Source organism: Agaribacillus sp. DX54, from assembly GCF_056858335.1.
The window spans coordinates 78,783-99,407 of record NZ_JBXEQE010000013.1 but is presented as its reverse complement, the minus strand read 5'-3'; the positions used below and the strand labels follow the sequence as shown (position 1 = coordinate 99,407).

The following is a 20,625-nucleotide window of genomic DNA, read 5'->3' as shown; positions in this document are numbered from 1 at the left end:
GCCCAAACTAAGAATTTTCTTTGTTTGTTTTCAACAATGAGCGACGCTAATAGTTAAGCCGGTAGTCTTTTACCAATATATCAAATGATAAACCCAGCTTGGGCCCTAAAATCCTTATGACCGGAAGTGTCAATGGCCGTCTTTTATTTAAAATATTGGAAATGGTACCGCGGCTTTTGGTTCCAATCATATCCATCAGATCTTTCTGGTGCAAATCCATTTCGGCCATCCTGATTTTTATTGCCTCAATAGGATCGGGGGCTTCGATTGGATATTTTTCTGATTCATACTTATCGATTAGAGTAATAAGCACCTCGGCCAAATCATTATCAGCAGTACCCTTAGGAGCATCGAACACAGCTTCCAGCTTTTCTAATGCCACTCGGTAATCCTTTTCTGTCCTGATCGGTTTAATTTCTATATTCATATCGTTAATGCATCTGTTTTGTCATACTCAGAATGGGTCCCAATAAAACGAATCCATCCCCATTGCATTTCATAGTTGAACTTAACTATTAATCTGTACTTGTTTCCGCATATGTTAAATACAATTCGATTGTTGCCAACGATACTTGCGTTACCATATTGTCTTTTTGCACTATTACTGTTTTCCCAGTGTGCAGCCATTACCACCTTATACCAGGTTTTTAGAGTTTCCTCACTGTCAGGATGCTTTTCCCAAAATTCTCTTAATTTTTTTTTTGCTACAATATTTCTCATATATAACAACGCGAATGTACTAAATATGTTTTCATTTTGAAAACATATTTGATTTTTTGGGGTATTGCAGCCGCACCTGGAGAAAAACAAAGCTTAAAAAGCCGACGATGAAATTAATTTTTGGTTGGTAAAATCTTTTGGCTTCAATGCCGGCTTCATTGCTATAGATTTTGATCGGTAAGTACCTTTACTTTGCTGAAACCTGCGCCCATTTTACATGAATGCCAAATTCCTTCCCAGGCCCCTATGTAGAGAAAATTACCTACATTGTCGCTCCCCGTAATTCCATAGCTGACACGTAGTTTGCCCAAACTGAGCCAATCCAAATGATCCATAAATGGCTCGTTAGCAATATTCCAACCTGCCTCTATCGCCCAGAAGTTGCCATACCGGAAGTTCTCTCCAAACCAGCTGGAACCATATCTTCTGAATGTAAAACTCAAAAGATATTTCAAATTATAATTCAACCGGCCAAAAAAGAGTTAAACCTGTAATCCGAACGTGTAGACCCAGACCCTTCGGAGACACCTAAAATGGTTGCTGCGGAATTGTTATAGGTGACCTGGTCATTTGGAAAGTTAGTACCCACAATGCGTTCGTTAAATGAAGGCATGGCTTTCTTGCGGGTTAATTTTAGCCCATAATTAAGCGAATAAGCAATAAAAAACGCAACTTGAAAATGTTAAGGAATTTTTAAGTTTACAACCAGGTCAGATAAATCCAATGCCATGTTTGACTTTATGCCTGTATTTGTCAACGTCAAACCGGTAAAGGTAGGGCGCCTTATGAGCACCCCCGGTTTTAAGTTTTTCCTGGCGTACAAGAATATCCAGCTTCAGAATTTTCCGCTGAAAATTGCCCCTGTCCATCTTCTCATTCAAAATGCATTCGTATAATTTTTGCAATTCCGACATGGTAAATTTTTCCGGAAGCAAATTAAGCCCCACAGGAAAATAGTTAAGCTGCCGTCTCACATGTTCGACGGCGGTGCTGATGATCTCAGTGTGATCCAGAATAGTGGCAGGTAACCGTTCTACGGGAAACCAGTCGCATCTTTCCGATAAAATATCCGGCTGTGGCACCACTTTGTCAGTTTTAACCAGTGCAAAGTAACCTACCGTGAGAAACCTCCGCTTCAACCATCTTACCGCTTCGGAGCTAAGCTTTGAAGTATGATCCGAATCAAGCAGGATACTGGTGTTTCTTCCGGTTTTTCCAAACAGGTGGAATTGATTAAAATACAGCTTGTTAAGACCGGTTCTGGCCTTGACAATCCTGTGAGTTGCCGAATCCACATCCTCATCTTTGCAAATGAATCCACCTGGCAATGCCCAGTAATCCAACTCTTTAAGTTTTAAAAGCAATACCCTGATCGTATTTTCGGCGTAGCCGAGTATGACTACATCCAGGGATATTCCCGGTAAATATAATTCCTCCGCATCTTTCAGGTACTCCGATATTTGTTTTTCAATCATCCAATAATATCCTAATGTGTCTTTTTGACAAAATAGAAAAAATACTTATATTGTTGAAAATAACAAAAAACTTTGTGATGAAAAAGACGCTAAAAATCCTGGGTTTCTCACTGGGCGGCATCATTGCGTTGTTTTTGATTTTGTGGGCAGGTTTTGAGACCAGGTATGCAATCATTAATTCCAGGGCGAAGACTTCCCTGGCAGAGAAACAAACTTTGAAAGCCGGGCATGAGGAAATGCGGGATCTGAATGGCAATGGCCGGTTAGATCCATACGAAGACTTCCGTAAACCTCTTGAAGAGCGGGTGGAAGACCTTCTTGCACAAATGACCCTGGAAGAAAAGACGGGTTTACTGTGGCACCCACCCCTTGGCATTGGTAACAAAGGGGAAATACTCGGAAAACCAAATCCTGCACTATTTAACATGGCTTCCACCTATGATCTAATTATTCGTAAAAAACTGCGGCACTTTAACCTTTTCAGGACACCCGGCACCAGACATCTGGCACAATGGTACAACGAAATCCAGAAGATCGCCGAACAAGACAGGCTTGGGATTCCCATCACGATTGCTTCGGATCCCAGACATGGCATTAATAATTTTATTGGGGATGATCTATTGGGTGGTGGTTTTTCAGAATGGCCTGAACCCATCGGACTGGCGGCAACGGATGATTCACTGCTGGTAGCGGAATTTGGAAGGATTGCGGCAGAGGAGTTAGCAGCAGTTGGCATCCGTACGGCTTTGCATCCTATGGCTGACCTGGCTACTGAGCCGAGGTGGGCCAGAATCAACGGCACCTTTGGTGAGGATGCGTCGCTATCGGCAAAAATGACAGCCGCCTATATCTACGGATTCCAGGGATCACAACTTGGCCCTCAGTCTGTGGCTTGCATGACCAAGCACTGGCCGGGTGGTGGTCCCCAGGCCGGTGGCCTCGACGCCCACTTCCGGTATGGCATGGATCAGGCTTATCCGGGCGATAACTTTGACTACCACCTAATCCCGTTCAAAGCCGCTTTTGACGCCGGAACGGCCATGATTATGCCTTACTATGGAGTTCCTGTAGATCAGACAAGCGAAAATGTGGGTATGAGTTTTAATAAAGAAATCATCAATGACTTACTGAGAGAGGAATATGGGTATAATGGCGTGGTTTGCTCTGATTGGGGTATCATTGAAGGATTCGGTTTTTTTGGCATTGAAATGTTTGAAAGCCCGGGTTGGGGGGTGGATGACCTTTCACCGAAAGAAAGGATCAAAAAAGCTATTGATGCGGGTATTGACCAGTTTGGCGGAAACAGCAATGTTGAGGAGTTGATTGCACTGGTTCGAGCGGGCAGCATTTCAGAAGAGCGTATCGATCAATCGGTGAGAAGGCTGCTAAGGGTTAAATTTCAAATGGGACTTTTTGATAACCCCTATGTGGATGTAGATGCGGCTGAAAGAATCGTAGGTAACCGGGAGTTTATGGATAAAGGCAAAGAGGCGCAGCGGAAGTCGATCGTATTGCTAAAAAATCAAATGAAGCCCGATAGTAGCATGATGCTCCCACTCTCAAAAAACATTAAGGTTTACATTGAAAACATGAGTAAGGAAATAGCGGGTCAATATGCTCAGGTCGTAGACAGCCTGGATGATGCCGACTTTGCGATCCTGCGATTGCAAACTCCCTGGGAGCCCCGGGATGGGAGCATGATGGAGACTTTTCTTCACCAGGGCTACCTGGATTTCCAGGAACCTGAGCTGAGCCGCATATTGGAAATAACCCGCAAAAAGCCAACTGTTATTTGTATGTACCTCGAAAGACCCGCCGTTATTCCCGAAATTGCTGACGGTGTGGTTGGCTTACTAGGTGAATTTGGCGCCCATGATGACGCCGTCCTGGATATTGTTTTCGGCAGGTTTAATCCTACCGCTAAACTGCCATTTGAGTTGCCTTCAGCCATGGCTGAAGTGGAGGCGCAGCATGAAGACGTTCCCTTTGATTCTGAAAATCCGCTATTCCCATTCGGTTTTGGACTATCCTATCATGCTGCCGATGAGATACTTTTTTGATTGAAAAGAAAATAAAGCTCCCTATGAAAAGATTTTTTAAGATTTTCCTGCTCAGCTTACTGGGAATTATCATTGTCTTAGCCGGTGCCATGGGTGTTTTCATCTACAAAGTGACTTATGGGTTTCCCTTTTACGAATCAAAGCCACCGGAATTACCCGCTGAAATGGCTGACTTTTCAATCCTGCTGTTCAATAAAACCAATGGTTTCCGCCATGGAGAGGCTATTGAGGCATCTACGGAAGCCTTTCGGGTAATGGCAAAGAATAATGATTGGTCCATTTTTGTTACAGAGAACGGCGCAGTGTTTAACAGGGAACAACTGGAAAAATTTGATCTGGTGATCTGGAACAATGTTACCGGAAGGGTGCTGAAGGAGGAGCAAAAGGATGCTTTCAAACAATACATGGACAATGGTGGCGGATTCCTGGGAATCCATGGCGCGGGAGATAATTCCCATCATTGGCCATGGTATGAAAATACGCTGCTGGGTGCCGATTTTTCACATCATACTATGAACCCCCAACTTCAGGAGGCGACAATGCACCTGCATTGCGATTCTGTTAACGCTCACCTATGCAATGGCCTGACTGCAACCTGGCAGCGTACTGATGAATGGTATGCGTTTTACAATAATCCGTCCGACAAGGGGTTTGAGGTACTGTATACAGTCGATGAAAAGACTTTTAACCCTAGTGGCTACATCAGGTTCTTAGCAGAAGACAAGGACTTTGGGATGGGGGATTTCCATCCTATCGTCTGGTACAAAGAGTTGCCCGGTGGGGGAAGGACTTTCTATTCTGCATTAGGCCACGCCGGTGCTTATTTTGAGGAAAGCGAGCACCTGGAAATGTTAAAGAGAGCGATTGTTTGGGCCGGTAAAAAGTAATCAACTACCTGAAGTCATAGTATGGTTCCCTTATAGTCATCACATGGCTCATAGCTATGCGATGAATGGTTTAGTCTTTAATTACTCTCAAATATCCCGCTTACTTAATAATGAAACCTGCACTGAACGATAGTAATCACACCATCTTCAATCCGATACACCAGTCGGTGCTCCTGGCTGATTCTCCTGCTCCAAAATCCTTGTAGGTTTCCTCTGAGGGGTTCTGGTTTCCCTACGCCTTCAAATGGAGTTCTGGAAATAGCCTTTATCAATTCATTTATTTTATGGATTGTTTTTTTATCAGTTTTCTGCCAGTAGTGAAATTCCTCCCAAGCGTGCTGGGTGAAAAGAATGTTCATATGTCGTTAATATGCTTTTGAACAACGTTTTTGTTCTTTAGTTGATCCAAAGATTCGAACAATCTTTTTGCATTTTCAGTGGTGGACAGAAGATAAGCAGTCTCTTTTAAAGCATTAAAATCCCTTAATGAAAGCATCACCATGTCTTTATCGTTTTGTCTGTTTATGATCAATATGTCATGATCTTCATATATTTGATCCATCTTACTTTTAAAGTTTTTTCTCAATTCTGCCACGTTTGTTGTTTTCATAACCTTTTTCCTTATGTACAAATTTATGTACTCATTTCGTGAAAAACAAATTTTTTCACTACTTTTTTCCCTTTAATAGGATATTGGGAGTCTAAAGGCTATCTAATAACTGTTGCAGAGTGCTTTGAAGCATCTCATCAACTAAAACCTCTGTGCCTCTTTGTGTCTTTGTGCCTCCGTGGTGAAAAATGGTTAACCACGGAGGCACAAAGACACAAAGGGTACCGAGTTCGGACTACTAAGTTTTATGCAATATAAACAGTTTTAATATTGACAAATTCCCTGATCCCGAAGTGAGAAAGCTCCCTGCCATATCCGCTTTCCTTAATTCCCCCGAAAGGAAGCCTTGGGTCAGATTTGACCAATGCATTTACAAAGCAACTGCCAGCTTCCAGGCTTTCAGAAGCCATCTTTTCGGCCTTAGCCAAATCACTGGTGAAGATGGCCGCCCCCAATCCAAAGTTGCTGTCATTGGCGATAGCAATGGCTTCCGCTTCAGTGTCCACTTCAATAACACAGGCCACCGGCCCGAACACTTCTTCGTGGTAGGCCGGCATACCCTCCCGGACATTTGTCAGTACGGTGGGCGGATAGAAATAACCTTTTCCCTCCGGAATCTTTCCTCCTGTAAGGCACCTGGCGCCCATGTCGATACTCTTTTGTACCTGTTGATGAAGTGCATCCCTCAAATCTGCCCTTGCCATCGGGCCCAGTTGCGTACCCGGAGCAAGCGGATTGCCATAACTGGCGGCTTCCATTTCGGTCACAAGCATGTTTAAGAATCGTTCTCCGATAGCCTTTTGTATGATAAACCTTTTGGCGCTGATACAACTTTGTCCATTATTGATGAGGCGACTGGCAGTACATATTTTAGCTGCTTCCCCGATATTGGCATCTTCTAAAACGATGTAAGGATCACTTCCACCCAGTTCCAGCACCGTTTTCTTGAGGCAGGCACCGGCCTTTGCTGCCACTGCCTGGCCCGCCCGGGTACTTCCAGTTAGTGTAACTGCCTTGACATGGTCATTTTCTATTACACGGGCAGCCATATCCGTATCGATGATCAGATTTTGGAAAAGACCCTCAGGGAAGCCTGCTTCGATAAATATTCGGGCTATCGCTTCTGCGCAGCCAAACACGTTGGGTGCATGTTTCAGCAACGCGCCATTTCCTGCCATCAACGAAGGAGCGGCAAAACGGAAAACCTGCCAGAATGGAAAGTTCCAGGGCATAATGGCTAAGACTATTCCTAAGGGCTGAAAAACCACCATGCTTTTTAAAGCATCTGACGAAATGATCTCATTTTTCAGAAACTCCATGGCATTTTCGGCATAATAATCACACACCCACGCACATTTTTCTACTTCACTTTCACCGTCAGCGAGTGGCTTTCCCATCTCATCTGCCATCAATCTGGCGTAAATGGCTTTATTGCGCTTCAGTACTTCTGCGGCTTTGCGTATTTTTTCGGCGCGTATTTCAAACCCGGTCTTTTGCCAGGTCAATTGCGCTGCATGTGTTTTTTCTATCTGTTGCGTTACTTGACGATGATCGAGAAAGTGGTATTCTTTAATTACCTCTTCGGTAGCAGGATTGATGGTTTTGATCATTTTAATGAAAATTAAAATAAGAATTAAAATGAAAATAAAGGGAAAATTAAAGTGGAAAGTAACAATCTATACTTATTTTCGCTTTTATTTTTAGTAAACACCTATGAAACGGTTAGTTTTTTTTCTAATTTCACTTTTCCCCTTTATCCAAAATTTTGCCCAGAACAGTATCGACCTTTTAACCATCGCCGGGCATTACAGCTTCCCCAGGGAATATGAAAGTGATCTGACTGAGAAGGGTAAAGAGCACATCTGGCATATGAACATGAAATTACCCCTGGTACTATCTGGCGTCAATACCTGGTACAGCGAGATCAGCTATTTGAATTTCAGGGTAAACGGCAATGAAAATGTCCCTGTAGACAGGGCGCAATCGGTTAACCTGCATGGCGTGATAATGCAAACCGGTCTAATCCACCGCCTCAATGAAGATAAGGCGCTCATTTTGCTGTTTGTACCCAGGCTGATGGGAGATTTTGAAAATTTGAATGGAGAAAATTTTCAGTACGGCGGAATGGCACTTTATGAAAAACGTTTTCATAAAGCGCTTACCATGCGATTTGGAGTATCTTATAACCAGGAACTTTTTGGCCCGTTTGTGGTGCCGCTGGTTTACCTGAACTGGCAACTTTCGGAAAAATGGAATATTGCAGGCTTGTTACCCATTTATGGCAAAGTGAACTACCGGGTAAACGATGACCTGACGGCCGGCCTTCATTATTTTGGCTTGGTGACAACGTATCGTTTGGGAAATGACATCTTTGCAGAGGACTATATCGAAAGACGAAGTATTGATTTAAGTTTCTTTGGCCGTTACCGGATAGCTGGAAACCTCCATGCCGAAATCCGCACAGGTATTGCTTTAGGCAGAGACTACAGGCAATACGCCGGGAATGACCGGGTAGATTTTGCCCTGCCGCTTATTAACTTCGGTGATGATCGTGTGCAACAAAACATCAGCTTTAATGGCGGGCCTTTTATACGTGGGCAGTTAGTTTACAATTTGGTTTTGGAGAAAAAAAATTAATAAATATAATAACCTCGATGCATGGCTGTTTTTTCTGGTGTTGGTCATCATTACGGGACTGGGTTCCGGTGCCTAACCGGCGTTTTACATCTCATCATTCAATGCAGTGAGTATTTTCAGGGGAAAGCAGCAATTTGGTAAAAAGAACAAATTCACAAAAGTTTTTCTGGTATTCCAGTTTATTCTTTCCATTATTACCATTGTTTTTGGTATTACCTTCGTTCAAAATGCCGATTACCACCAGCAACGTGATTGGGGGTATAACCAGTCCCAAACCCTGGTCGTGCCCCTGGATGACGAAAAGATCTACACTGCGTTAAAAAATGAATTTCTGCAAAACCCAAATGTTGTAAGCGTGGCAGGTTCCCGCAATCATATTGGGAGGTCATCTACTACTTCTGTGATTGGCCTTGATGGAAAAAACATGAAGTCGATGAGATAGAAGTTGGTTATAATTACCTGGAGGCCTTGGGAGTCAGACTCAAAGAGGGCAATACTGGCTTCATTTGGGAGGGCAATACCAGCTATCACTGCGTGAAAGCCCAGGGTTGAAAGCTGCTTTATTAGCATAGAATACAGTTGAAAACCTAACCCTTTCTTCAATTCACCAGCTTTAAGATATACTGTACTTTCTACCGAAAGTTTGTATGCGCACCTCGATTTCCAATTGCTTGCGTGGGTATATCCTAAAACCTCTCCATCCCTTTCATAGACAAGTCATGGAAAACCTGAATTAACAGATTTTATCCTTTTATCCATTTCTTCCGTGGTCACCGGAGTTTCTTTAAAAGTAATGATGGTATTCATTACATAGTAGTTGTAGATCGTTCTTATTGCTTCAATATCTTGTGGTTTAACTGCTCTTACCATGTTTGTTTTGTGATGGGTCACTATCCCGGATGACAAAGATAAGGAGTGATAAAGATAACGGAAAAGTTTTAAGTTTCCTGCCGGGGAAGCCATCTAAAGCTGCGAAAGGAATAATATCTTACTTATTTGCTTAAGAAATATAATAAATTCTTGTTTTTTTCATTTTATATGTAATACATTTAGTGAAGAAATAAAATTATTCACATGAAAGGAACCAATCTGGGTGAGTTTGAAGAGCTTGTGCTGCTCACTGTCGTAGTGCTGCAGGAGGAGGCTTATAGCATTGCCATCACTGATGAAATCAACCGGATAACCGGAAGAAAAGTTGCATTTGGCGTAGTGCATTCTGCGCTTGACAGGTTGGAAAAAAAGGGATTGGCTGATTCCAGGATGGGGGCAAGTACGCGCGTCAGGGGAGGCAGGAGAAAGAGGTTGTTTACCATTTCCGCAGCGGGTAAGGCGGCCTTGTTGAAAGCAAGGGACCAGCGGGCCGCGCTTTGGAAACTTGTACCTGAAACCGCATTCAAAAATATTTGATCCATGAAGATGCGTGAATCTGAAAACGTTGAACCACCTCGGTGGGCCGACCGATTACTAAGCTGGTATTGCCGCCCCGAAGCACTGGAAGATTTACAGGGGGATTTGCATGAATTGTTTGCCCGCCACAAAGACCATCGGGGAGTTGCAGTAGCCCGTCTTTACTACATTTTGGATGTCTTGTCATTCATGAGGCCCTACATAATTAAAACAAAGCACGCCTCATATCGAAAAACCAATTATCGCATGATGTTTAACAACTATTTCAAGACCACCTACCGGTACATTCAGCGCGAGCCCCGCTATTTTATCGTCAATGTATTAGGGCTTGCCCTGGGCATAGGCAGTTCACTCATTTTGTTTTCCTACAACTTCAGTGAACTGACGTTTGACCGTCATCATCAGTTTGCGGACCGGATTTATCGCATTAGTGTCAGTACGGAGATTGATGGTGACTATACAGAGTTTGCCGCCAGTCCCCCCGCATTGGGACTGGCAATGGCGCACGATCTTGCAGCTATTATTGAAATGGCCAGATTGAAGTTTATGGGTTATCCATTTATCGTCATCAAGTCGGGGGACAATGTTTTTAAAGAAAAACAGGTATTCATGGCAGATTCGAATATTTTTAAAATCTTTACTTACCCATTGGTCGCCGGGGACAAAAATCCCCTGGAAAAACGTTTCAGCATCGTGCTTTCTGAAACATTATCCACTAAAATATTTGGCAAACCCGCATCCCGGGCCAGCAATCCCGTTGGCAAAACAGTGAAAATCAATGATCATGAATTTACAGTGACTGCCATCATGAAAGATCTGCCTTTTAATGATCACCTGCAACCCAATGCCCTGATCTCATGGCACACGGGTGGCGGTGATGATATTTGGGATGATTCCCATGCCTACACTTACGCACTACTTCCCGAAAATCATGATTATCCTGAATTTATAGTAAAGGCCGAAGAATTTTTTAACAACAACGCAAACATCATCAGTGTACAGGAAAGATTCGGTGCAAAGGCAGGGTTGATCTTACAGCCACTATTAAAAATTCATTTCGACTCCAAAAAGCAATATGAAATCAAATCAGGGGGTAACCCTTCTTATCTGTATGCTTTTTTCGTCATTGGCCTTTTTTTTCTGATTAGCTCGGGTATCAACTACACCAATCTTGCCATGGCAGCCTCATCTTACCGGTACAAGGAAATTGGTGTAAGAAAAGTATTGGGAGCCAAAAGCGGACAGGTGCAAAAACAATTTCTTACCGAGGCTACACTGCTGGTCATAGTGGCTTCCATTGCAGGAATTATATTGATGTTGCTGGCGATCCCTTTTTTTAACCAGTTGATGGACTACCGGCTTACCGTAAGCAACCTCTTGCAGCCAGGCTTTCTGTTAATAGGAGCAGGATCATTCATTTTGCTGATATTACTATCCGGGTTTTACCCGGCATTTTATTTATCCCGGTTTAATCCGGTTTATATTTTTAAGACCAAATTGGGTACAAAGGCAGGAAACGTAATTTTCCGGAAGACCTTGATTGTATTGCAGTTTTCCATTGCTGTGGTTATGGTATTTGCTACATTACTGGTAACAGCGCAAATGCGATTTATTAACAACAAAGAGCTGGGATTCAATAAAGAAAATGTGGTCATTGTTTCCATACCCGGAAATATGGCCCAAAATTTTAGTGCTTTTGAAAACCGGCTCCGTCAAAACCCTCACATCCATGGTACGGCCACTTGTGATTATATACCTGGATATTCAATGATAGATGAGCATAAAATTGAAAGGGAAAACGGAGAAATGCGATCCAGAACTGTAGCCAGGTTACACTTTGATGAGGATTTCATTGACCTGCTGGATTTAAAGGTGGTAAAAGGAAGGTCGTTCAACTCCGGAAGTGCTGCGGATTTCAACGGTGCTTATCTGGTCAACGAAACCGCCGTGAAGGCTTTTGGCTGGGACAAAACGGAAGACGGTCCCATCGGAAAAAGAATCAATGGGTTTAACTATGGCAAATCCGGTAAGGTCATCGGGGTTGTCAAAGATGCGTTCTTGTTTTCATTGCGCAGTCCTGTGGCCCCGGTTGTCATGGGGTATTCCGGTAAAAAGTTTTATTGGGGTGAGTCGATGTATATTAAAATCGATGGCGAAACCACAGATGAGTCTGTCTCATTTATTGAAAAAGCTTACCGGGACCTGTTTCCAGGCACAGCCTTTGAATACAGCTTTCTCGACGACCGTTTCCAAAGGCTCTATGACGCAGACATAAAAATGAGTGCTACTTTAACGATTGGTGCCTATTTGATGATCTTTATTGCATGTCTGGGACTGTTTGGTTTATCCGCCTTCATGGCCATGCAGCGTACCAAGGAAATCGGTATCAGAAAAATACTTGGCGCCAGTGTGACAAGCCTGATGACATTACTCTCCGGTGATTTTTTAAAGCTTATCCTTATCGCTAACATTTTTGCCTTGCCTGCGGCTTACCTATCACTGAATAGCTGGCTTGATAATTATGCTTTCAAGGCGCCCCTTGGCTGGTGGTTCTTTGCCATACCGGTGGTGCTGGTCTTTTTTATCGCCCTACTCTCATTGAGTTTTCAAACCTTCAAAGCCGCGAGGAAAGATCCGGTTGATACGCTGAGATACGAATAATTTGAATTGACAATTGTCCATTGTCAACTGTCAATTACATACTACATTGTATCGAAAAACATTTACAGAAAAATTTACGATCTTCTGCAACTATTTCAAGATCTTGAAGTTTGCCCTGTTGAATAGTCAGAACTATTGGAAAATCCGGAAGATAATTATTTAATGGAACAGGTTCAAAACGGCGATTTTCGCCAGATGGGATTGCTGTTTGATCGCCATCATAAGGGACTTTTTGGTTTTTTTTACAGAATGACCAATCATCCGGCACAAAGTGAAGATATGGTACAATCAGTTTTTTACAGGTTGCTAAAATATCGAAATACATTCAGAAATGAAGGAAAATTTATCTATTGGATGTATGCCATTGCGAGAAATGTACTGAAAGATTGGTACAGGAAAAACGATCCGATGAAACAGGCGCAGGACCTGACCGGTGTGGAGACAACATTTACCGATGGGATGAACGAGGAAGAGCATATTCAACTGGCAGAGCGCAAATTATTACTTGAAAAAGCGCTGCAAAAACTGGTGCCGGAACAGCGGGAAGCCATCGTACTCAGCAGGTTCCGGGGCTTTAAGTACAAGGAAATTGCCAAGATCTCCAATGTCTCCGAAAATGCGGTAAAAGCAAGGGTGAGGAGGGGATTATTGGAATTACAAAACATCATAAAGAGAGCAGAATTGAAATGATATGAAAGATAAAGATCAGCATATTGATACAAATTGTGTGGAAGCGCTGGATAAGCTAAATGAGCGCCTGGGGACCGGCGACTTTGAGACAAAAGATCTGGAAGCGTTGGTTTTTCAGAATCCGGGATGTAAACAACCGTTGAGGGAGGCATACCAGGTATGGATGGAACTAGGACAATTGGAGGTGCCGCCGGTACCGGATGGTGCAAGAACCAGGTTTTTTACCATGCTCGATAAATTTAATGACGAACAGCCCTCCGGTAAAGCCAGAACTTTTGGTATTTCGTTTACCATATTAAAATGGGCGGCTGTATTTATCATTGGTCTTGCGGCTGGGGTCTTCGTTGCTAATCGCGGTGGATCGGGCAACCAGAACGATAGCCCCTCTGCCTCCAATGAGCTCTTTACCTCCCTCGAAGCCGGAAAACCTGCATCGGAAAAGCTGAAAGTACTGCAAACTGTCAAGTCCGAGGCAGATCCGGAGGAATATGTATATGAAGCCCTTTACATGACCATCCTCGGTGACCCTAATGTCAATGTCCGGCTGAGCGCTATTGAGGCGATGCTTCATTTTTCTGATAAGCCCAAAGTAAGAATGTTACTCATTAAGGCCCTGACCTACCAGGAGTCTGCCATTGTTCAACTTTCATTGGCAGAGGTCATCATCAAACTTCAGGAAAATGGACCGGATGAGGAAATCAGAAAATTACTCGAATCAGATCAGTTGGATCTGGAAGTAAAAATGCATTTAAAAGAAACCCTAAGTCAAATATAAAACTCAAAGTAAATGAAATCACCACTCCTATTATTAATGTTGGCCTGCTTTGCCCTCCATGCAAGTGGGCAAAAGGCCATTGACGAACAGATATTTACCGTCAACACATCCACCTTGCAATCTTTACACCTGCACAACATGAATGGTCCTGTTAGTGTAAAAGGTGTGGAAGGCAAGGTGGCTTCACTCAAAATCAAGCGTAGCCTGGAATCGATTTCCAATGACCGGCTTGAGGAAGCAAAAGGTTCCATAACCTTTGACTCCGTCACCGTGGAAGATAAGATGTATTTTTTCATGAAACATCCTGATATCAATTTTGAGATCGACGAAAATGGTTTTGGTCATTATAATTCCTGCTGTAATGGCAACCATGATCGCAAACATGTCAAAGTCAAATACGAGTTCGAAATCGAGCTCCAACTCCCGAAGCAATTGGATCTTCAGGTTTCCACGCACAGAAAACCATTAAAAATCAAAGATATTGATGGCAACCTGATGGCAAAAAACCACCATAACGATCTGTTGGCTGAGAATTTAGGTGGGAAGGCAGCACTGAAAACCCATCATGGTGATATCAAGGCATCGTTTGTTCAAAACCCCTCGGATGCCTGCTCTTATGCCACACATCATGGCGATATTACCATTGAATTCCGGCCGGCACTAGCAGCTAACGTGTACTTAAAAAGCCACCATGGAGAATTTTTTACGGATTTTGACTGGACCCCACAACCGATGGCCCTTGTCAAAAATGATGTTGAAAAAGGTACCAAATATGTTGTTAATGCCAGAACTGCCATTCAAATTGGTGGCGGTGGACCTGAACAGAAGTTCAAGACCTGGCATGGCGATATTTATCTTCTAAAAGCGAAACAATAACATTTTAAGCGAAAAGTAAATCATGAAGCGCATATATATAACAATCCTAGCTGTACTCCTGACAGGAAGTGCTCATTTAAATGCAATATCACAAAATATTGATAAACAGGAGTTTAAAATTCCATTAAGTGATTCGGGAAAGCCTGGTAAGCTGAAAGTTGGCCTGCATCGAGGATCGATTAAGATTGATGGATACAACGGAAATGAAGTGGTCGTTACAGTTATACATAACATAGATGAGGATAAGGAGGAAGATGAAAAAAACAGGAAATCCCGTGATGGACTGAGACGGATTCCTAATACAGCGGCCGAATTTAACATTACGGAAAGGGATAACTTCGTAAGGATACAGGACGTGGATAACAAGGAAAGTAATTTTGAGATAAAGGTTCCCAATCGTTTTTCACTTTCCCTGAGCGCACACCATGACGGATATGTTGAAGTAAATGATGTAATTGGTGAAATTGAGGTGCAGGCCCACCATGATGACATTGTGCTTAACAGAATAGGAGGTTCAGTAACGGCAAACACCCACCATGGAGAGATCAAAGTTACCTTTCAAAGCGTATCGAGCGATACTCCCATGGCTTTCAGTACCTATCATGGAGATATAGACATCACCTTTCCGGCTCATGTGAATGCCTTTGCCAAAATTAAAACCACGAAGGGAGAAATCTATACAGACTTCGACATGGATATGAAGCCACAGTCGGCCCTTGTTGAGTCGGGAACGTCGAAAGGAACAAAAATTCAGGTGGGCGGATGGCTGACTGGTAACTTAGGTGCAGGGGGGGCAGAATACCTGTTTAACACCTATCGCGGAGATGTAATTATAAGGAAGAAATAAAATAACAGAACCGGAGGTTGTCTTGGAAATTAGGTATACTACCTTCGGTTTCCACACACCGGATGAAAACGGCTGTGTCTCTTTGTGTCTTAGTGCCTTGGTGGTTAACCATTTTTCACCACAAAGTTCCCCAGGGTCAGACAATTGACCAAACATCTAACAAAAATAACTAATTCATAAATATTTGATATTCAATAATTTACAAATTACTTATATAAGTAGTTTCCCGACAGCGTTACTCCCATCCGCAGAAAATAACGGAACTTTAGTTATATGAGAGCACCGAGGCACAAAGAATTTTGTCGAAAACGTTGTGCAACACCCACAGACGCTACCAGATTAAGAATTAAGTCGTATAGTAGCATAGATAAGTAAGCAAGTTACTGTATTTTCAAAGACAAATCGGTATCTTTAAAAAGGTAACTTAGTTAAGCATAATGTTGGTGATCAGAATTAGCGCTTTGTTGAAAACTACCCTGGCCGCGATACTAACCTTTTGCGTATGGAATTCTTACGGCCAGCAGTATCTGGATGAAAAGTGTTTCCTGGCTGATTCAACCCCAGGAAGTCTCAGGCAAAAGCTTCTTACAGGATACAGGGTACTTTTTTTAAACAAATCAAGGCTTTCCGCTAAAGAAATTGATTGGATTGCGCATTTTCTGGATTCCAAAAGCGACCCGTTGATTCTGATATTTAACAGTGTTGACCCGGATAACCTCAGCAGATTGAGCAATTATATCTATGAAGGACCACCCGATGATCGGGTATTTGGGCCTGAGTTTCATAAAGGGCGACTCTATATATTTAGTTATGATGGTAATTTTCTTAACGCCAGCAAATATCTGAAAGAACCTGTAAGTGGTGATAGACACTGTACTAACAATCTGACAATGTTTAAAGATGATCCCGGGCTTTCTGTCCGGGATTTAAAAGATCAGTTACGAAACCTGTACCACAATACCGGCAACCTGCCGAACATTTTTGTTTCACATCGCCCTGAAACGGTTAAACCCATCATTGATTCCATTAACAGCCAGGTCTATTATAATGCCATAGTCATTGAAGATGGCGTAAAACTTTCGCAGGTATCCTGGGATACCACGCAACTCACAAGCAGTGGAAAAATCCATACCCAGGTAACCAGGGTGAGGCCTTACAAGCGTGGTTACATGTTTTCACCCGATGTGATTAATTTTAATGAGCAGAATGCCTCATCTATTAAAGTTTTCAGGGCCCATAAAAGAAGGCTTGATGATGCATTGAGACTGAATTTGAATTTCGAACAAAATCCGGATAATAGCACTGAGCAGTCCCTGCCCTACAGGTATGCGAACATCACATATGTTAAAGACCCGGAGCGGGGTTGGGTCGGGGAATTCTCCGGAAAGGAAAAGTACATCGATTTTGGAAGCGTACTGGGCAATATAGAAAGCGAAGTTACCATTTCAGTTTGGGTATACCCCTATGAACTTTCTTATAATAAAAGCATTGTAGGAGTGGGGGAGTCATTTTCAGCGAAAATTCTCAACGGTAACCTTGTATTTACAACACCTGATATCCGGGACCATATCAATGAATCCGATTCCATACCAAAAGATAGCTGGTCACATATTTCGTTTGTTTACGATACCAACCAGTTTGTTTATTTTTATGTAAATGGTCAACGTACCAACACACTTCCGGCGTCAGGTATCAGGCCCACTTCACAATCCCTGATTATCGGGACCAATCTTTGGGACGAATTTTTTGTCGGGAGAATGGATAACCTCAAAATATGGACCAGGGCGCTGAGTGACGATGAAATCCGATTGGTTTTCGAAGAGGGAGGGGATGTACAGGCTGAAAGTACCAATAATTATTGGCTATTCGCTATGGCCATATTCATTTTTCCTTTGCTATTGGTATGGTGGAAGCTAAACGGTAAAAAGGCTAAGGCTTCCGGACAGGCAGTCAATTCAAAAATGCCCGTTTTACAAAAATCAGGCGATCCTTCGTATTTTATCAGGGTATTTGATCATTTTCAACTAAAAAATCAGCGTGATGTAGATCTTACCAATCAGCTTTCCCCCCAGCGGAAAGAGCTGTTTTTACTTATTTTGATTTACACTGTCAGAAAAGGAGGTATTGAAACGAGGGAGATGACTGATATTCTATGGGCAGGTTATTCCGCAGAAAGTGCCAAAAACAATCGAAGTACCCAGATGGTACGGCTAAGGGAGATTCTGGCAAAAGACACAGGTGTCACCCTGGTTTATGAAGATAAGCTATGGAAAATCCGGTTCGAATCAGCCGCTTCTTGTGACCTTGCCTCTTACCAGGCTTTCAAAAATCAGTTGCCCCCTCATACTTTGGCGGAACCTCGTCTGGTTGAGTTGCTGAAAATGGTGGGTAACGGTTCCTTGCTTCCCAAACTGGACTATGAATGGCTCGACCTGTTTAAAGGCGAAATCAGTAACGAAATTCTGGAAATGTTGACGCCATGTTTTTACAGTGATGAGTGCCTGAGCAATCAAAAGCTGATGTTGAGGTTAACAAAGGCGTTCACTACCCTGGATCCTTTAAATGAGCAGGCCCTGAATTATCAACTCAATGTCTATTTAAAAGAAGGAAAACATGCCCTCGCGAGGCACACTTTCGAATCTTACCGGAAGACCTATTTTAATTTTTACAATGAATCCTTCTCCAAAAATTTCACCGAATATATTTCAGGATCCGCTCAACTGCGACATTTGTGAAAAAAAATATCTTAATACCCCTGTTGTTACCCTACTTGTTGCACCCTTCACCCTGATATTACCCTTTCATAATCTTTAATTTCCAGGAAATCGTGAAAAGTACGAACAGAAGACAATTTATCAGAAAGCTTGGCATTTCTACAGCCGTTGCTTCTACAGTAGGCAGCTCCTTTGCTGCCGGAAAGTCCACCATCAGCTACCTTAAAAGGGGCAAAGTGACCAACACCTCTGAAGTGCTTAATTTAGCCTTAATTGGTGCCGGTGGCATGGGAGGGGAGGATACCAATACAGCGTTAAGACATGAAGGCATCAAATTAGTGGCTGTTTGTGACCTGTATAAAGGAAGGCTTGGGCAAGCGAAGCAAAAGTGGGGACAGGACCTTTTTACCACTGATGATTACAAAGAGATTTTAAAAAGAAAAGATATTGATGCGGTCATCATTGCCACGCCCGATCATTGGCATAAGCAGATTTCTATTGATGCGCTGAATGCTGGCAAACATGTATACTGTGAAAAACCCATGGTACATTCCGTGGATGAGGGTTTGGAACTGATACAGGCATGGCGAAAATCAGAAAAAGTGTTTCAGGTCGGTAGCCAGGGGCTCTCGTCGCTGGGTAATGAAAAAGCTAAAGCCCTGTTAGCCGAGGGGGCCATCGGGGACCTTAATTATGTCGAAGGCTTCTGGGCCAGACATTCTCCTACCGGAGCTTGGCAGTATCACATTCCCGAAGACGCTTCGGAGAAGACAGTTAATTGGAAAAAGTATATTTCCAATACTACTAAACGTCCATTTGATGCCATGAGATTTTTCAGATGGAGAAATTATACCGATTACGGAACAGGGATGTCTGGTGACTTGTTTGTGCATCTCTTTTCCAGCCTGCATTTCGTCACCGATTCCCTGGGCCCCAATCAGGTAAGTGCCATGGGAGGGCTTCGTTACTGGAAAGACGGCCGGGAAGTGCCCGATGTATTGCTTGGCATCTTCCAATACCCGCAATCCGATGCCCATCCGGGATTCAACCTTTCGCTGCGATGTAATTTTGTGGATGGCACCAGTGGTTCTACCTATCTCAAACTGGTGGGCAGTGAAGGATCTATGGATATAAAATGGCGTGAGGTAGTGCTTCACAGAAATAAAAGCATATCTTCTGATGACCCTTTCGCCAAGGCTAAAGCCGCTGAAAGCGAAACAGGCTACACGGATAGAAAACAAATGCTTCCACCCGAAGAAATCGTGTATAAAGCCGAAACCGATTATAAAGGGGCCCATTATGATCACTTTGGTAATTTTTTCAGGGCCATCCGAACCGGTGGCAAGGTGGTTGAAGATCCTGAATTTGGTTTCAGAGCGGCTGCCCCGGCTTTGCTGTGCAATGATAGCTATCGTCAAAACAGCTTTATTAACTGGGATCCTCAAAACATGAAAGTAGTAAAATAACGCACCAAATATCATGAAAAGAAAAATCATCAATTCCTTACAAATACTGGCCTGGGGCATTTTGTCTGTACTGGTCGCCAATTGCGGTGGAAAACAGCAGGCACAGCAGGAAAATGCCAGTGCCGGAACGCAAGAAGAGCCTGCAAGTCCTGTCAACCATGAGTGGATAACTCTTTTTGACGGAACTTCCACTGAAGGTTGGAGGGGTTTCAACCAGAAGACGTTGCCTGAAAACTGGATCATAGAAGATGGTGCCCTGAAGTCTTTGGGCACAGGGGGCGATATAGGGGGAGATATTGTGTATGGTGCCAGGGAGTTTGATAACTTCGAGTTAAGGCTGGAATGGAAGATTGGCGAAGGCGGCAATAGCGGCATTTTTTACCATGTGCAGGAGGGTGAGAAATACAAAGCTCCTTATGAAACGGCCCCGGAGTACCAGGTTTTAGATGATATCGGCTTTACCCAGCCCCTCAAAGACTGGCAAATGGTGGGCGCGAACTATGCCATGCACCCGGCCGACCCTGAAAAGAAAATTGTTAAACCCGCAGGAGAATGGAATACCACGCGCATCCTTTTTACGCCTGAAAAGGTGGAACATTGGCTGAATGGGGAAAAAATAGTTGAGTTTGTACCCTGGAGTGAAGACTGGCATGCCAGGAGGAATGATGGCAAGTGGGACGATTATCCGGATTATGGACTTGCCCGCACGGGATTAATAGGTATTCAGGACCATGGAAGTTTTATATGGTATAAAAATATAAAAATCAAACCCCTTTAGTCGATGACCGGTAAATTAAAAT

22 protein-coding genes and 1 pseudogene are annotated in these 20,625 nt (G+C 43.1%); 13 read left to right on the top strand and 10 right to left on the bottom strand.

Translation table 11 applies throughout. From position 1 onward, the window contains the following. Window positions 1-46 precede the first annotated feature (46 nt). The 5 genes from AC04NP_RS15340 to AC04NP_RS15320 all read right to left on the bottom strand — a co-directional run bounded on the left by AC04NP_RS15340 (window position 47) and on the right by AC04NP_RS15320 (window position 2,195). The gene (locus tag AC04NP_RS15340) at window positions 47-427 is read right to left on the bottom strand and encodes a helix-turn-helix domain-containing protein (protein WP_482860667.1); all 381 of its coding nucleotides are present in this window, start codon (window positions 425-427) and stop codon (window positions 47-49) included. Continuing rightward, window positions 424-720 (bottom strand): type II toxin-antitoxin system HigB family toxin, encoded by a 297-nt coding sequence (locus tag AC04NP_RS15335; protein WP_482860666.1) that lies wholly within the window; start codon window positions 718-720, stop codon window positions 424-426. The genes AC04NP_RS15340 and AC04NP_RS15335 overlap by 4 nt, the downstream gene beginning before the upstream one ends. A gap of 161 nt (window positions 721-881) precedes the next feature. Continuing rightward, entirely contained in the window at window positions 882-1,163 is a 282-nt protein-coding gene (locus tag AC04NP_RS15330) for a hypothetical protein (RefSeq protein ID WP_482860665.1), read from the bottom strand. Window positions 1,164-1,183: 20 nt separating this feature from the next. Next, window positions 1,184-1,333 (bottom strand): hypothetical protein, encoded by a 150-nt coding sequence (locus tag AC04NP_RS15325; protein WP_482860664.1) that lies wholly within the window; start codon window positions 1,331-1,333, stop codon window positions 1,184-1,186. Between the two features lie 97 nt (window positions 1,334-1,430). Then, window positions 1,431-2,195: an NUDIX hydrolase gene (locus AC04NP_RS15320; RefSeq protein WP_482860663.1), complete on the bottom strand. Its 765-nt coding sequence runs from the start codon at window positions 2,193-2,195 to the stop codon at window positions 1,431-1,433. A 77-nt stretch (window positions 2,196-2,272) separates the two neighbouring features. On the opposite strand from AC04NP_RS15320, the gene AC04NP_RS15315 reads away from it, so the two are divergent. Next, window positions 2,273-4,255: a glycoside hydrolase family 3 protein gene (locus tag AC04NP_RS15315; RefSeq protein ID WP_482860662.1), complete on the top strand. Its 1,983-nt coding sequence runs from the start codon at window positions 2,273-2,275 to the stop codon at window positions 4,253-4,255. 23 nt (window positions 4,256-4,278) lie between these two features. After that, complete coding sequence (locus tag AC04NP_RS15310; RefSeq protein ID WP_482860661.1) at window positions 4,279-5,142, top strand: ThuA domain-containing protein; 864 nt, start codon at window positions 4,279-4,281, stop codon at window positions 5,140-5,142. A gap of 104 nt (window positions 5,143-5,246) precedes the next feature. Here AC04NP_RS15310 and AC04NP_RS15305 read toward each other — a convergent pair whose 3' ends face one another. From AC04NP_RS15305 to AC04NP_RS15295, 3 genes are all read right to left on the bottom strand, one after another. Beyond that, window positions 5,247-5,501 carry a Txe/YoeB family addiction module toxin gene (locus AC04NP_RS15305; RefSeq protein WP_482860660.1) on the bottom strand — a complete coding sequence of 85 codons (255 nt, stop codon included), beginning with the start codon at window positions 5,499-5,501 and terminating at the stop codon, window positions 5,247-5,249. Then, complete coding sequence (locus tag AC04NP_RS15300; RefSeq protein ID WP_482860658.1) at window positions 5,498-5,752, bottom strand: type II toxin-antitoxin system Phd/YefM family antitoxin; 255 nt, start codon at window positions 5,750-5,752, stop codon at window positions 5,498-5,500. Before AC04NP_RS15300 ends, AC04NP_RS15305 begins: the two co-directional genes overlap by 4 nt. 245 nt (window positions 5,753-5,997) lie before the next feature. Further along, complete coding sequence (locus AC04NP_RS15295; protein ID WP_482860657.1) at window positions 5,998-7,362, bottom strand: NAD-dependent succinate-semialdehyde dehydrogenase; 1,365 nt, start codon at window positions 7,360-7,362, stop codon at window positions 5,998-6,000. Window positions 7,363-7,465: 103 nt separating this feature from the next. Here AC04NP_RS15295 and AC04NP_RS15290 point away from each other — a divergent pair, with 103 nt between their 5' ends. Both AC04NP_RS15290 and AC04NP_RS15285 read left to right on the top strand, forming a co-directional pair. Beyond that, window positions 7,466-8,389, top strand: coding sequence for a DUF6268 family outer membrane beta-barrel protein (locus AC04NP_RS15290; RefSeq protein WP_482860656.1), 924 nt, complete (start codon window positions 7,466-7,468; stop codon window positions 8,387-8,389). A gap of 106 nt (window positions 8,390-8,495) precedes the next feature. Beyond that, window positions 8,496-8,831, top strand: coding sequence for a hypothetical protein (locus tag AC04NP_RS15285; protein WP_482860655.1), 336 nt, complete (start codon window positions 8,496-8,498; stop codon window positions 8,829-8,831). Here the strand turns inward: AC04NP_RS15285 and AC04NP_RS15280 are convergent. Together AC04NP_RS15280 and AC04NP_RS15275 are read right to left on the bottom strand one after the other, a co-directional pair. After that, a pseudogene (locus AC04NP_RS15280) lies at window positions 8,762-9,091 on the bottom strand (GNAT family N-acetyltransferase); the annotation flags it as partial. The gene AC04NP_RS15285 and the pseudogene AC04NP_RS15280 overlap by 70 nt on opposite strands. Window positions 9,092-9,106: 15 nt before the next feature. Beyond that, window positions 9,107-9,259, bottom strand: coding sequence for a GNAT family N-acetyltransferase (locus tag AC04NP_RS15275; protein ID WP_482860654.1), 153 nt, complete (start codon window positions 9,257-9,259; stop codon window positions 9,107-9,109). Between the two features lie 204 nt (window positions 9,260-9,463). Between AC04NP_RS15275 and AC04NP_RS15270 the strand changes: the two genes are divergently transcribed. The 9 genes from AC04NP_RS15270 (at window position 9,464) to AC04NP_RS15230 (ending at window position 20,603) form a co-directional block, all read left to right on the top strand. Continuing rightward, complete coding sequence (locus AC04NP_RS15270; RefSeq protein ID WP_482860653.1) at window positions 9,464-9,796, top strand: helix-turn-helix transcriptional regulator; 333 nt, start codon at window positions 9,464-9,466, stop codon at window positions 9,794-9,796. 3 nt (window positions 9,797-9,799) lie between these two features. Continuing rightward, entirely contained in the window at window positions 9,800-12,457 is a 2,658-nt protein-coding gene (locus AC04NP_RS15265) for an FtsX-like permease family protein (RefSeq protein WP_482860652.1), read from the top strand. Between the two features lie 162 nt (window positions 12,458-12,619). Next, entirely contained in the window at window positions 12,620-13,147 is a 528-nt protein-coding gene (locus tag AC04NP_RS15260; RefSeq protein WP_482860651.1) for an RNA polymerase sigma factor, read from the top strand. 1 nt (window position 13,148) lies between these two features. Beyond that, entirely contained in the window at window positions 13,149-13,922 is a 774-nt protein-coding gene (locus AC04NP_RS15255) for a HEAT repeat domain-containing protein (protein WP_482860650.1), read from the top strand. A 12-nt stretch (window positions 13,923-13,934) separates the two neighbouring features. After that, entirely contained in the window at window positions 13,935-14,798 is an 864-nt protein-coding gene (locus AC04NP_RS15250) for a DUF4097 family beta strand repeat-containing protein (protein ID WP_482860648.1), read from the top strand. 22 nt (window positions 14,799-14,820) lie between these two features. After that, the gene (locus AC04NP_RS15245; RefSeq protein WP_482860647.1) at window positions 14,821-15,645 is read left to right on the top strand and encodes a DUF4097 family beta strand repeat-containing protein; all 825 of its coding nucleotides are present in this window, start codon (window positions 14,821-14,823) and stop codon (window positions 15,643-15,645) included. 443 nt (window positions 15,646-16,088) lie between these two features. Next, entirely contained in the window at window positions 16,089-18,380 is a 2,292-nt protein-coding gene (locus AC04NP_RS15240) for a LamG-like jellyroll fold domain-containing protein (RefSeq protein ID WP_482860646.1), read from the top strand. Window positions 18,381-18,469: 89 nt separating this feature from the next. Further along, window positions 18,470-19,825: a Gfo/Idh/MocA family protein gene (locus AC04NP_RS15235; RefSeq protein WP_482860722.1), complete on the top strand. Its 1,356-nt coding sequence runs from the start codon at window positions 18,470-18,472 to the stop codon at window positions 19,823-19,825. Between the two features lie 13 nt (window positions 19,826-19,838). After that, window positions 19,839-20,603 (top strand): 3-keto-disaccharide hydrolase, encoded by a 765-nt coding sequence (locus tag AC04NP_RS15230; protein WP_482860645.1) that lies wholly within the window; start codon window positions 19,839-19,841, stop codon window positions 20,601-20,603. The last annotated feature ends 22 nt before the right edge of the window (window positions 20,604-20,625 follow it).